This is a genomic window from Aeromonas sp. QDB11, assembly GCF_027705265.1.
Classification (GTDB): Bacteria; Pseudomonadota; Gammaproteobacteria; order Enterobacterales; family Aeromonadaceae; genus Aeromonas; species Aeromonas allosaccharophila.
The window spans coordinates 1-13,224 of record NZ_JAPDBM010000089.1; the positions used below are offsets into that span (position 1 = coordinate 1).

At 59.8% G+C, this 13,224-nt stretch carries 11 protein-coding genes and 2 pseudogenes; 7 read left to right on the plus strand and 6 right to left on the minus strand.

What is annotated here, in order from left to right; all coding sequences use genetic code 11:
* Positions 1-79: 79 nt before the first annotated feature.
* A pseudogene (locus OKC40_RS20410) lies at positions 80-1,096 on the minus strand (MFS transporter); the annotation flags it as partial.
* A gap of 498 nt (positions 1,097-1,594) precedes the next feature.
* Between OKC40_RS20410 and OKC40_RS20415 the strand changes: the two are divergent.
* Together OKC40_RS20415 and glpK are read left to right on the plus strand one after the other, a co-directional pair.
* A complete protein-coding gene (locus tag OKC40_RS20415; RefSeq protein ID WP_042057673.1) occupies positions 1,595-2,443 on the plus strand; it encodes an MIP/aquaporin family protein in 849 nt (282 codons plus the stop codon).
* A gap of 38 nt (positions 2,444-2,481) precedes the next feature.
* The gene (gene glpK, locus OKC40_RS20420; protein WP_042057675.1) at positions 2,482-3,984 is read left to right on the plus strand and encodes a glycerol kinase GlpK; all 1,503 of its coding nucleotides are present in this window, start codon (positions 2,482-2,484) and stop codon (positions 3,982-3,984) included.
* Between the two features lie 176 nt (positions 3,985-4,160).
* Here the strand turns inward: glpK and OKC40_RS20425 are convergent, their stop codons facing one another.
* A complete protein-coding gene (locus OKC40_RS20425; protein WP_139409457.1) occupies positions 4,161-5,063 on the minus strand; it encodes a LysR substrate-binding domain-containing protein in 903 nt (300 codons plus the stop codon).
* A 195-nt stretch (positions 5,064-5,258) separates the two neighbouring features.
* On the opposite strand from OKC40_RS20425, the gene OKC40_RS20430 reads away from it, so the two are divergent.
* The 4 genes from OKC40_RS20430 to dkgB all read left to right on the plus strand — a co-directional run bounded on the left by OKC40_RS20430 (position 5,259) and on the right by dkgB (position 7,725).
* Positions 5,259-5,651: a DUF6404 family protein gene (locus OKC40_RS20430; protein WP_139409456.1), complete on the plus strand. Its 393-nt coding sequence runs from the start codon at positions 5,259-5,261 to the stop codon at positions 5,649-5,651.
* Between the two features lie 365 nt (positions 5,652-6,016).
* Positions 6,017-6,379: a VOC family protein gene (locus OKC40_RS20435; RefSeq protein WP_139409455.1), complete on the plus strand. Its 363-nt coding sequence runs from the start codon at positions 6,017-6,019 to the stop codon at positions 6,377-6,379.
* 181 nt (positions 6,380-6,560) lie between these two features.
* A complete protein-coding gene (locus OKC40_RS20440; RefSeq protein ID WP_139409454.1) occupies positions 6,561-6,857 on the plus strand; it encodes a putative quinol monooxygenase in 297 nt (98 codons plus the stop codon).
* Positions 6,858-6,921: 64 nt separating this feature from the next.
* Positions 6,922-7,725, plus strand: coding sequence for a 2,5-didehydrogluconate reductase DkgB (gene dkgB / locus OKC40_RS20445; protein ID WP_270796787.1), 804 nt, complete (start codon positions 6,922-6,924; stop codon positions 7,723-7,725).
* A 163-nt stretch (positions 7,726-7,888) separates the two neighbouring features.
* Here dkgB and OKC40_RS20450 read toward each other — a convergent pair whose 3' ends face one another.
* A complete protein-coding gene (locus OKC40_RS20450; protein WP_270796789.1) occupies positions 7,889-8,899 on the minus strand; it encodes an HAD family hydrolase in 1,011 nt (336 codons plus the stop codon).
* 329 nt (positions 8,900-9,228) lie between these two features.
* Between OKC40_RS20450 and OKC40_RS20455 the strand changes: the two genes are divergently transcribed.
* On the plus strand, positions 9,229-10,407 hold the full coding sequence (locus OKC40_RS20455) for an MFS transporter (RefSeq protein WP_270796791.1): 1,179 nt from the start codon (positions 9,229-9,231) through the stop codon (positions 10,405-10,407).
* A 180-nt stretch (positions 10,408-10,587) separates the two neighbouring features.
* Here OKC40_RS20455 and cydX read toward each other — a convergent pair whose 3' ends face one another.
* The 3 genes and pseudogenes from cydX to OKC40_RS20470 form a co-directional block, all read right to left on the minus strand.
* Positions 10,588-10,698, minus strand: coding sequence for a cytochrome bd-I oxidase subunit CydX (cydX, locus tag OKC40_RS20460; protein ID WP_005337572.1), 111 nt, complete (start codon positions 10,696-10,698; stop codon positions 10,588-10,590).
* Between the two features lie 16 nt (positions 10,699-10,714).
* A complete protein-coding gene (gene cydB, locus OKC40_RS20465) occupies positions 10,715-11,854 on the minus strand; it encodes a cytochrome d ubiquinol oxidase subunit II (protein WP_270796793.1) in 1,140 nt (379 codons plus the stop codon).
* A pseudogene (locus tag OKC40_RS20470) lies at positions 11,854-13,146 on the minus strand (cytochrome ubiquinol oxidase subunit I); the annotation flags it as partial. The pseudogene OKC40_RS20470 and the gene cydB, both read right to left, overlap by 1 nt.
* Positions 13,147-13,224 lie beyond the last annotated feature (78 nt).

Here is a 13,224-nt window from a genome sequence, read left to right on the forward strand (position 1 = left end):
GGGTATTAGCTGGTCAAGGATGGCGATCATACCTCAGAAGCCGCGCCACGCCTCGCTCATATGAGGGGATGGCTGAGCAGTAAACCAGCACAGCCACGGTCACCAGCACCATGAACAGGATACCGGCTGGCGCGCGGCGGCCCTGGAACATCTTGTCAGAGATCCAGCCACACAGCAGGGTGCCCGGAATACCGGCCCACTCGTAGAGGAAGTAAGCCCAGGAGGAGTTGTCGACGGTAAAGTGCTTGGCCTCTTTCAGGTAGGTTGGCGCCCAGTCCAGCACACCGTAACGAATGAGGTAAACGAAGGCGTTGGCAATCGCGATGTACCACAGCAGTTTGTTGTGCAGCACGTACTTGACGAAGATCTCCTTGGCGGAAAACTCCTGCTCATGGCTCGCGTTGTAATCCTTCGGATAGTCGTCCTTGTACTCCTCGATAGGAGGCAGACCGACCGATTGCGGGGTATCACGCATCACGAAGAAGGCGATCACCGCGATGGCTGCCGCCGCCGCCGCAGGTACATAGAAGGCACTGCGCCAGTCGTTGAACCAGCCCATCCCGAGGATAAACAGCGGGCCAATCATGCCGCCGCCCACGTTGTGCGCCACGTTCCAGACCGCAACCACTTCGCCGCGCTCTTTCTGTGACCACCAGTGCACCATGGTGCGACCGCAGGGCGGCCAGCCCATGCCCTGTGCCCAACCGTTCAGGAACAAGAGCACAAACATGATGGCGATGCTGGAGGTGGCCCAGTGCATGGTACCCATCATGAACATGATACCGGCCGAGAGCAGCAGACCAGCGGAGAGGAAGTAACGGGCGTTGGAACGGTCAGAGACGTTCCCCATCAGGAACTTGGACAAGCCGTAAGCGATGGACACCCCGGAGAGGGCCAGACCCAGATCGCCACGAGAGAAGCCCTGCTCGACCAGATAGGGCATCGCCAGACTGAAGTTTTTCCGTACCAGATAGTAGCCGGCATAACCGAAGAAGATCCCGAAGAACACCTGCCAACGCATGCGTTTGTAGAAGGGGTCGACCTTGTCAGCCGGGAGCCTGTCGATGTGCGCCGCAGGCCTGAAGAGACTAAGCATGTTCTGCTTCCTTATTGTTGTTATGGGCGGTTGAGGATGCCCTGACCATTCCGACGAACCATGTGAGTCCACTGATTCGTAAGCGAGCCCATTGTGCTCATATGCGCTCATTTAATCTGTGATGCATGCTCAAATATTTCATTTTTATTACAAATAAAAGTTCCAAATGAGCAGTTACTCATCTGCCTCAAACCCTTGCCGGACAAGGGATAGAGAGTACCCCATTAGTGGTATCTTGCCGCCATCAAGTTGCTATACGTCACATTTTCTTAGCAATGAGTGGGATCTTGTCCACATTTCCCATGGCAGGGGGATGGTGAATTTCGCGGGAAGGTTTATTTTCTCTCTCGTCCGATAACGAGCGCAAACGAGCATAACGTTTGCGCAAGACGCAAAAACAACAAGGAAACGTTTTCGGCCGCAACGGATAGACACAAAAATGAAAAACGGAACATTAAACCTCTATGGCCTCTACGGGTGGATATAAGGAATAAAGATATGAGCATACAAAGACCCAATACCCTGCTTGGCGAATGCATCGCCGAGTTTATCGGAACCGGCTTGCTGATATTTTTCGGCGTCGGCTGTGTCGCCGCTCTGGTGCTGGCAGGCGCCAACTTCGGACAATGGGAAATCTCCATTACCTGGGGTCTGGGCGTCGCGATCGCCATCTATGTGACCGGCGGTATTTCAGGTGCCCACCTGAACCCGGCTGTTACCCTGGCGCTGATGACCTTCTGCGGGTTCGACAAGCGCAAGGTAGTGCCCTACATCATCGCCCAGATGGCCGGTGCCTTCTGCTTCGCGGCCCTTGTCTACTTCCTTTATGGTAACCTTTTCACCCAGTGGGAAGTGACCCATAACGTGGTGCGCGGCAGCGTCGAAAGCCTCGGCACCGCCGGGATCTTCTCCACCTACCCGAACGCCCTGCTGACCAACATGCAAGCCTTCGCCGTCGAGCTGGTGATCACCGCCGTGCTGATGCTGGGCATCATGGCGCTGGGTGACAACAACAACGGCGCCCCCAAAGGGTTCGCGGCCGCCCTGCTGATCGGTATCCTGATCGCGGTGATCGGCGCCTCCCTTGGCCCGTTAACCGGTTTTGCCATGAACCCGGCCCGTGACTTTGGTCCGAAACTGTTCGCGTTCTTTGCTGGCTGGGGTGATGTCGCCCTGACCGGTGGTCGTGACAACCCCTACTTCTGGGTTCCGATCCTTGGCCCCATCGTTGGCGCCCAGCTTGGTACCGCTCTGTATGTCAAAGTGCTGGCTCCCTGCGTCCCGGGCAACCGTGTTGCCGCCGCCGAGCAAGCTACCCAAACCACCAAAGAAGAGGCTGCCGCGTAAGACGGCACCCAACGTAGAAAATAAACGTGGAGAACATCATGTCTGCAGAAAAGAAATATGTCGTCGCTCTGGACCAGGGTACCACCTCTTCCCGCGCCATCGTGTTTGATCAGGACGCCAACATAGTCGCGACCTCACAGCGCGAATTTACCCAGCACTACCCGAAAGCGGGCTGGGTAGAGCACGACCCGATGGAGATCTGGGCGACCCAATCCTCCGTCTTTACCGAAGTGCTGGCCAAGAGCGGCCTGCGCAGCGAAGAGATCGCCGCCATCGGTATCACCAACCAGCGTGAAACCACCGTCGTCTGGGAAAAAGCCACCGGCAAGCCCATCTACAACGCCATCGTCTGGCAGTGCCGCCGTACCGCAGCCATCTGCGAGGAGCTGAAAGCGCGCGGTCTGGAAGAGTACGTCCGTGACAATACCGGCCTGGTGCTGGATGCCTACTTCTCCGGTACCAAGGTGAAGTGGATCCTCGACAACGTGGAAGGTGCTCGCGAGAAGGCAATGAACGGCGAGCTGCTGTTCGGCACCATCGACACCTGGCTGGTCTGGAAGATGACCAATGGCGAAGTACACGTCACTGACCCGACCAACGCCTCCCGTACCATGCTCTACAACATCCGCGACCTGAAGTGGGACGAGAAGATGCTGGACGAGCTGGGCATCCCGATGTCCATGCTGCCGGAAGTGAAACCCTCTTCCGAAGTGTACGGCTACACCACCCGTGGCGGCGGCTCCCGCATCCCCATCGCCGGTATTGCCGGTGACCAGCAGTCTGCCCTGTTCGGTCAGCTCTGCTTTGAAAAAGGGATGGCCAAGAACACCTACGGCACCGGCTGCTTCATGCTGATGAACACCGGCACCGAACCGGTTCGCTCCAATAACGGCCTGCTGACCACCGTCGCCATCGGCCCGAAAGGGGAAGTGAACTACGCACTGGAAGGTGCGGTGTTTATGGGCGGCGCCACCATCCAGTGGCTGCGTGACGAGCTGAAGATCATTCACGATGCCCGCGATACCGACTACTTCGCCTCCAAGGTGGGTGATACCAACGGCGTCTATCTGGTACCGGCCTTCGTCGGTCTGGGCGCGCCCTACTGGGATCCGTATGCTCGCGGCACCATGGTCGGTCTGACCCGTGGCGCCAACCGCAACCACATCATCCGTGCCGCGCTGGAATCCATCGCCTATCAGAGCCGCGATGTGCTGGATGCGATGCAGCAGGACTCCGGCATCAAGCTGGCAGCTCTGAAAGTGGACGGCGGCGCCGTGGCCAACGACTTCCTGATGCAGTTCCAGGCTGACATGATGCACACCCCGGTGGTACGTCCGACTCGCATCGAGACCACCGCCATGGGCGCCGCCTTCCTGGCGGGTCTGGCCGTCGGCTTCTGGAAGAGCTCCGACGAGCTGGAAGACAAGTTCAGCGTGGACCGCGAGTTCATCCCGCAGATGGACAGAGAAGATCGCGCCAAACGCTACAGCGGCTGGCAGAAAGCGGTCGAGCGTTCACGCCGCTGGGCTGAAGAGGAGTGATCGGGCAACTGACCTCCCGTTGAGATAAAAACCAGAGAGGCCGACAGCAATGTCGGCCTCTTTTTTTACATTCCCGACAGGCTTTTACATTGCCAGCTGGGCGCCGTCTGAATAATTCACACATGCTGCACCAACGCCCTTGCGCGGCCACCCACCGCGCATCCGGGCCCACCGCATCAGAGTGAGTGACTTCCGAGCTGTTCTTTAAGAAAATCGAGCCAGACCCGCAGCCGGATATCCCGCTGGGCATCGGAGTAGAAGACCGCATTGATGGGGCGCGAGGCGCCGCTGTTATTACGCGCCAGCACCTCCACCAGCGCCCCGCTCTCCCGATCCTGCCCGGTCATAAAGTCCGACAGACAGACTATCCCCTGTCCCCGCAACGCCAGCTGGCGCAAGGTTTCGCCACTGCTGGCACGCAGGCTGGGGGTGATGGCAAAGCGATCCCCCTGCTCGGCACTTAGCAGCGGCCAGTGGTTGAGGTGATCGGGATGCAAAAAACCGAGCAGCTCGTGACCGCTCAGCAGATCCGCCGGTTGGCGCGGGGTGCCACGCTCGCTCAAATAGCCAGGGGAAGCCAGCAGCCGCAGCCGCGAACGGCCCAGCGGCAGCGCACGCAGGGAGGAGTCGGTCAGCTCGCCGATGCGGATGGCCATGTCCACCCGCCGCTCCATCAGATTGATAAAGCCCTCCGAGCTGTGCAGCTGCAACTCGATGGCAGGGTAGCGGCGGCGAAACTCGCCGATGATCGGCACCAACCGGTGCAGGATAAACGGGGTAGCGGCATCGACCCGCAAGATCCCCTCCGGCTGTTCGCGGCGCATCAGCAGATGCCCCTCCGCCTCGCTCATCTCGGTCAGGATCTTCACCGCCCGCTGATAGAACCAGCTCCCCTCCTCGGTCAGGCTGACCCGACGGGTGGTGCGGTTGAGCAGCACGGTGGCGAGCTTCTCCTCCAGCCGCTTGATGCCACGGCTCACCACCGAATTGTCCATGCCGAGGTTCTCCGCCGCCTGGCGAAAACTGCCCGCCTCCACCACTGCCACAAACAGGGTCAGTTCATCAGAATGAGTCTTCATTGCTGTTATCCAGACAAGAGTAATGGGCCTTTATAGGCGCAGCTGCTGTGGATTGGCAAGCGTACGGTGAGGACAGTTCTTTTTTTCTACAGAGAAAGAACGTGACCGCGAGCCCATACCATGCTCGCGATTTGTCAGTACAATGCAGCCAGAGAAGTACCGTATGGCACCACTTATTTTACAAGGATCAATACCATGACATTTGAAGCGCGGCTGGCCGCCGCCCATCAGGAGCTGGCTGACAAGGGCATCAAGGAGTTCGACTACAACCCGTGGTTATTCAAATTGCTGCGTAAACTAGGCTGTGCCGTCAAACCGCCTTATTACGCCGGTTGGTTTGTCAATTTCATCTGTGCAGGCCTCTCTATTGCACCAATTTGGGGTCTGATTATGTGGATTTCCGTCTGGCGCCCAGAGGAGAAGGATCCAATATCAGCCCTGTTCAACACAGCCGTGTTCGCTGGCATATTTGGCCTCTTCACCTTAATCAGGCTCTGGCTGAGGCGCCGACAGCTTGGATTGACCTCGTGGGAGCAGTTAGGGCAGATACCTGAGCAACTCTCACATGAGCAACCTGAGAGGGAATGAATTTCCATACGGGTCGAGACATGACGCATCCATACCTGTACAACCCACCTTTTACCTGAATGGGGTCTTCAATTGCTGGATTCTATCGTCATTTTTACTCTGACTGTTTTCATCCATAGTCTACTGCTCGGCTACCGTATAATTCGCCGCCACAACTGCAGTTGGCGCACTTACCAGCGCAGCAAGGATCCGGTTCCACTTATTTTTTTTATTCCCTTCAGCACATCCGCAGCCTTGTTGCTCAAGCCCCATATCGTGGCAGCACTCTCGTGAGAAGCAGACCAGAAAAAACGTAAGAGGTGTCAGTAGGTTGGCGCAGCTATCTCTGCCATCATGCCCAATACATCAGCAGGGAGCATCACTTTATGAACGTCCATGAAAAACTGAACTATGTGGAATTTGCAGCGCGGGATCTCGCCGCGACTAAAGCCTTCTTTCAGGCCGTATTTGGCTGGCAGTTTGTCGATTACGGTCCCGACTACTGCGCCTTTGCCGATGAGGGGCTGGATGGCGGATTCTATCGTGCAGATCAGTGCAACCTGACCGCTCAGGGCGGCGCCCTGCTGGTGTTCTACAGCGCCGATATTGAAGCGACTCAAGCCAAGGTGAGCCAACACGGTGGCTCCATCAACCGCCCTCTTTTCGATTTCCCCGGTGGCCGCCGTTTCCACTTCGTTGAGCCTAGCGGCAATGAGTTTGCAGTCTGGTCGGAGCCTTCCCGCGCCTGATGATGCAGGGCGGTACGCCCGCCCCTTTTCTCATTTTTTCCATGCCACCATGGCACTTGTGCCATGTATTTCTTGCTGCCGGATTGCTGCTCTCCCCTCAATACTGTTTTGCGACCAGCGCCCTGTTTCCAGCCAGTCGCGGCAGGCATACTGACCCTTCGTTTTTGCCAAGGAGGTTCAGATGTCATCACCCGTGATTGTGATTGCCCAGCTTGAAGCCAAACCCGAATTCGCCGCCCAGTTTCGCGCTGCCCTTGAGCCGCTGATCGCGGCCACGCTGCAAGAGGTGGGCTGCCAGCGCTATCAACTGCATCAGGACTTGGACCATCCCCACAGCTGGATGCTCTACGAAGTGTGGGAGAGCGAAGCCGCCCTCACCGCCCATCAGGGCCAGCCCCACTTTACCGAATTTGTTGCCAAGGCCGAGCCCTGGTTTGCCGACAGCACCATTCGCCGCTATCAGCCGCTGGTCGCCTGACGGGCCCTTGCGCCGCTCCCGTTTAGCCCGCCAAGGGCCAACCACCACCCCATTGAGGAACGAGATGATGAATATGCCACCCATGGGTCTGGGCACCTTCCGCCTGAAGGGCGAGCCGCTGCTTGCCACCCTGACCAACGGTCTGGAGCTGGGCTATCGCCATATCGATACCGCCCAGATCTATGACAACGAAGCCGAGGTCGGCACCGTGCTGACCCGCAGCGCCGTTTCCCGCCAGGATATCTATCTGACCACCAAGGTGTGGACCAGCGAATTTGGCCCGGGCAAGCTGATCCCGAGCCTTGAGGTGAGCCTCGAAAAACTGGGCACCGACTATCTGGATCTGGCGCTGATCCACTGGCCCTCCCCCAAGGATGAGGTGCCGATGGCGGTCTATCTGGAGCAACTGGCCGAGGCCAAAGCACAGGGCCTGACCCGGGAGATCGGGGTCTCCAACTTCACCGTGGCCCAGCTTAAAGAAGCCATCGATATTCTGGGGCCGGGCGCCATCGCCCATCAGCAGATCGAGGTTCATCCCCTGCTGCAAAACCGCAAGGTGGTGGAGTTCTGCAAAGCTCACGGTATCGCCGTCACCGCCTATATGCCGCTCGCCTATGGCAAGGTGCTGAGCGAGCCGCTGCTGATGGAGATTGGCAAGCGCCACGGGGTATCGGCGGCGCAGGTGTCGCTGGCCTGGCTGCTGGCACAGGACATGGCGGTGATCCCGAGCTCCACCAAGCGGGAGAATCAGGCCGCCAATCTGGCCGCTCTCGATATCACCTTGAGCAGCGAGGAGATGGCCGCTATCGCCACGCTGGATCGGGGCGAGCGCTGCGCCAATCCCGACTTTGCCCCCGCTTGGGACTGACGCGAAAGGCGTGAGACTAACGCGAAAAAAGGGCAGGTTCTGCCGACCAGCCAGATAAAACAGGGAGAGCATATTGCTCTCCCAGTCTCTTTTCTTGCCTCACGCTTTGCCGCGCTTGCTGAACCTCCAGCCAACCTGTTGACGCCAGCTGCAGCCCCCGCAATCAGGGCGAGTTCTGGCAGAGGGCGGGATCGAACACCTGATTCCAGTCTGATTTCATATCGACCACCACCCAGCCCCGCGCTTTTGCCTGCGCCAGCCCGTCGATCAGCTTGCCGCTGGCTGGCGGATGGCTGTCGTAGGCGTATTCGCGCTTGGCATCGGTGTGGTGTACCAGCAGGCCAAAGGTGTGGTAATCCGGGTTGGTCGAGGTGTATTGCAGCATGGGCACGTCGCCATCACTGTTGCCAAAGGCCGCCACAGGGCGCTGTCCCATAAAGAGGTGGATAGCCGCCGGTTTCGCCTTGCCGTCATCAAAGAAGGCACCGTTCATGGTCTTGCGGATCTCGCTGCCCTCCCCGTTCAGGACAAACTCGCCGAGGGTAAAGGAGCCAATCACCTGCTGGGGCGGGATGCCATACATCTGCTCGGACATCACCCGCATAAAGTCGATGCCGCCGCCGGAGACAATCCAGGTCTGGAAGCCATTGTCCCGCAGATACCCCAGCAGCTGCTTCATCGGCAGATAACCGAGCTGATCGTAGTGGCAGCCAAAACGGGGATCCTTGCTGCTGTTGACCCAGCGGCTGACCCGCTCGGCAAACTCGGTGGTGGTCATGCCGCTGTGGGTCAGCCCCACCAGCTTGGCGAGCCCCTTCTCCCCCGATTTGGCCACGGCCTTGAGGTCGTTGTTCAGCACCGCCGCGACGATGGGGTCGGCCTTCCACTCCGGGTGTTCCGTTGCCAGGCGCTTGATCTCGTCCATCGCAAACTGCAGCTGATAGGTCATGGGCGCCTCCGGCCAGAGGGTGCCGTCATTGTCAAACACCACATGGCGCTTCTCTGGCGGAATAAAAGTGGGTTGCTGCTGATCGGTAGCATTGGTCACCCAGCGGGTGATCGCCTGCTTGGTCGCCGTGTCATTCCAGGCAGAGAGGGGATCGCTCTGGCCAGCCTGTACCGCAAAGGCGCCGCACAGCAGCAAAAGAGATGAGAGTCGGTTCAATGTCATCATGTTACCTGTCAGCTGGATATTGCCTGTAGATGAAAGCGCGCGGCCATCACACCACCGGCGCACATGGATTCAACACACACGGGTTTAACAGGGACAACCCTATGGCGGCCAGCTTGTACTGGAGCTTAAGCAAGCTCAGAAAAGGAGCTGCGCTTAATCCGTTCTGCGAGGCAGATCACTGCGTTGCAGGCAACACAACTCCATCCCACTCAGCCTTATTGCTGCTGATTTGGCAAAAGTAATTTGATGTTGCCGTCATTTTTGCCAACAAACTGCATCGGCATACTGGCGCCATTCTCCCGTCGGGAGTCCCTAACCAAGGAGTTGTTATGCCACTGGCGTTATTTGCCCTTACCTTAAGTGCCTTTGCGATCGGCACCACTGAATTTGTGATCGTGGGGCTTATCCCCACCATCGCCGAGCAGCTCAATGTCTCGCTCCCCTCGGCGGGCCTGCTGGTCAGCCTCTATGCCCTTGGCGTGGCTATCGGTGCCCCCGTGCTCACGGCGCTCACCGGCAAGGTGCCGCGCAAGTGGCTGCTGGTGGGATTGATGGCGCTCTTTACCGCCGGCAATCTGCTCGCCTGGCAGGCCCCCGGTTACGAGAGCCTGATTGTGGCCCGCATCCTGACCGGATTGGCGCACGGGGTCTTCTTCTCGGTGGGCAGCACCATTGCCACCGGCTTGGTCGCCAAAGAGAAGGCGGCGAGTGCCATCGCCATCATGTTCAGCGGCCTTACCGTGGCGCTGGTGACCGGCGTCCCGCTTGGCACCTGGATTGGTCAGGTCTTCGGCTGGCGCGAGACCTTTCTGGTGGTAAGCCTGCTGGGGCTGGTCGCCATGGTGGGCAGCCTGCTGCTGATCCCGAGCAACCTGCCCAAGGGGGCAGCTTCGACCATCCGCGAACAGCTCTCGGTACTGACCAAAAAGCCGCTGCTGCGGGTCTACGCCAAGACGGCGCTGGGTTACGGTGGCGCCTTCACGGCGTTTACCTTCCTCGCCCCCATCCTGCAGCAGATCAGCGGCTTTAGCGCCGGTGCGGTGAGCCTGATCCTGCTGGTGTACGGGGTATCGGTTGCCGTCGGCAATATCTGGGGTGGCAAGCTGGCCGACACGATGGGCCCCCTGCCCGCGCTGAAGCTGCTGTTTGCCGGTCTGGCAGTGGTACTGCTGGTGCTCACCTTCACCGCACCCCATCCGGTGCTGGCGGTACTGACCGTGCTGGTGTGGGGCGCCTTTGCCTTCGGCAACGTGCCGGGTCTGCAGGTACTGGTGGTCAAGCAGGCCGAGCTGCATACCCCCAAGGCGGTGGATGTGGCATCGGGCCTCAATATCGCCGCCTTCAACGTCGGCATCGCGCTGGGATCTGTGGTCGGTGGTTTTGTGGTGGAACACCTCGGCCTGATGCACACACCCTGGATCGGCGCCCTTATCGTGCTGCTGGCCTACGGGCTGACCCATGTCAGCGAGCGCCGCGAAGCCGTCCGGCTCGCCGCCTGTCAGGCATAATCTGCGCCAGCAGGCCGCACTGTCTCTTCCTTCATCAAATAAAAACGAGCGGCTTCTGCCGCTCGTCTTTTTTCACGCTCTGTTATTTTTGTGAGTTGTTATGCCGTGCGGGAAACCACTGCCCCCTTGTTCACCGCCCGCTTGAGCCAGTAGTCGAGGCTGACGTAGCGGCCCCCGCCGTCAGTTGCCGTCCCGTTCGTCCGCCTGCCAGCGCGCTTCCAGCCAGAGCAGGTTGCACAGGCCCAACAGCAGGGCGAATCCGAGGCCCAAAATCCAGGTGAAGTACCACATAGCAGCTCCCTTGAGGTCAGTAGAGTTGATGGCTGTCGCGCTTGATGCGGGCACGGTCGAGCTTGCCGCGCACCACCCGATAGACCCAGCCGGTGTAGCCCAGGTTGACCGGCATCAGCACCAGCACGAGGCCGAACATGATGGCCAGGGTCTTGTAGCTGGAGGTGCTGTCCCACAGGGTCAGGCTGCTGACCGCATCGAGGGATGAGGGCAGCACGAAGGGGAACAGGGCGATGGCCACCGAGCAGAGCATGGCGGCGCAGGCGATGGCGCTGGCCAGCAGCGCAATCCGGCCCCGCTCCAGCCAAGAGGCAATCCCGCTCACCAGCGGCGCCAGCGCCCCGATGATCGGCACCAGCCACAGCAGCGGATAGTCAACATAGTTGCGCAGCCAGCCACCGGCGTGGGGGATCACCCCCTTCATCAGCGGGCTGATGGCAGCATTCGGGTCAAAAGGTTGTGTGCCCACCCCTGTCAACTGAAACCCTTGCAGATCCACCAGATGCCAGCCGGCCAGCAGATAGCAGAGGGTCACCAGCGGGGCCAGCAGGATGGCAATCCCCCGTGCGCGCAGCGCAGGGGTGCCGGTCACCTTGGCTTGCAGAAAACCGGCGCCGTGCAGCAGCAACAAGGTGATGGCGGTGGCCAACACCGAGAGCAGCCAGCCCCAGTGGAAGTCGAACGCGCCATAGTGCAGACGCAGCGCCGTGTCGAAGCGAAACGGCAGCCCCTCCATCACCAGACCGATAGCCGCACCGAGGATGAGCGCCGGTATCAGGCCACCTGCCACCAGCGCCCGATCCCACCAGCGGCGCCACAGCGGATCGGCCAGCTTGCTGCGATAGTCAAAGCCGACCGGACGCAAAAATAGCCCGAGCAGCAGCACCACCATGGGGATGTAGAGCCCCGAGAAGGCGGCGGCATAGACCAGTGGCCAGGCGGCGAACAGGGCACCGGCACCGGCAATCAGCCACACCTGATTGCCCTCCCACACCGGCCCCACGCTGTTGATCACCAGACGGCGGTCGTCGTCATCTTTCGACACCACCGGCAGCAGCATGGCGATGCCGAGATCGAAGCCATCCATCACGATAAAACCGACCATCATGAAGAGCACCAGCGCCCACCAGATGAGTTTCAGGGTTGCGTAATCCATCAGGCGATCCTCGCAAGTTCGGGTTGTTCACCGCTGTAGCGGCCGGTATGGAGAATGGCGGGCCCCTTGCGGATCACATGGCGCAACAGGAACAGCTCCACCACCAGCAACAGGGTGTAGATGGAACAGATAGCGATCAGGCTGAACCAGAGTTGGCCCGGCTGAAGCAAAGAGACCGAGGCCGAGACCGGCAGCACATCGCTGATGGTCCAGGGTTGACGGCCGAGCTCGGCCACCAGCCAGCCCGCCTCGATGGCAATCCAGGGCAGCGGAATGCTCCAGATCAGGGTCTTGAGCAGGCGCGGTGAGTCTTGCAGCCGGTTGCGGCAGAGCTGAACAAAGCTCACCACCATCAGCCCCAGCATGGTGACGCCAAGCCCCACCATCACCCGAAAGCCCCAGAAGAGCGGCGCCACCGGCGGGATGGAGTCATCGACCGCCTTGGCAATCTCTGCCTCACCGGCCTTGGCGATATTGCTGGCATAGGGGGTCAGCAGCATGCCGTAGCCAAGATCCTTGCCGTGCTGCTCGAAGCGGGCGCGGTTGGCCGGGGTGTCATCGCCCTGCCGGATCTGCTCGAGGGCCTCGGCCGCCACCATGCCGCTGCGAATGCGCGCCTCGTTTTGCACCTTGATATCCTTGAGGCCGGTCACCGCCTCGTCGATGGAGCGGGTAGCGATGATCCCCATCAGATACGGGATCTTGATGGCTGCGTGGGTGGTCTCGGCAGTCTGATCCGGGAAGCCGAACAGGGTAAAGGAAGCTGGCGCTGGCTCGGTCTCCCACTCCGCCTCGATGGCGGCGAGCTTGACCTTCTGCACCTCGCCGGTGCGATAGCCCGACTCATCCCCCAGCACAATGACCGAGAGGATGGCCGCCAACCCGAAGCCGGAGGCAATGGCGAAGGAGCGCAGGGCAAACTGCACCTCGGTCTTGCGCAGCAGATACCAGCTGCTCACCCCCATCACGAACATGGAGGCAGCCACATAGCCCGCCGCAACGGTGTGAACGAACTTCACCTGCGCCACCGGATTGAACAGCACGGCGGCGATATCCACCAGCTCCATGCGCTGGGTCAGCAGGTTGAACTCGGCCCCCACCGGGTTTTGCATCCAGCCGTTGCCGATCAGGATCCACAGCGCCGAGAGATTGGAGCCGAGCGCCACCAGCATGGTCACCAGCAGGTGCTTGCCGCGAGAAAGCTTGTCCCAGCCAAAGAAGAAGAGCCCCACCAGGGTCGATTCGAGGAAGAAGGCCATCAGCCCCTCGATGGCCAGCGGGGTACCGAAGATGCAGGGCGAGATCGTGAACATTTTGTTAAAAATTAAAAATAGTTTTTTGCCTACAAAACAAATACTTATAGGCCTGTG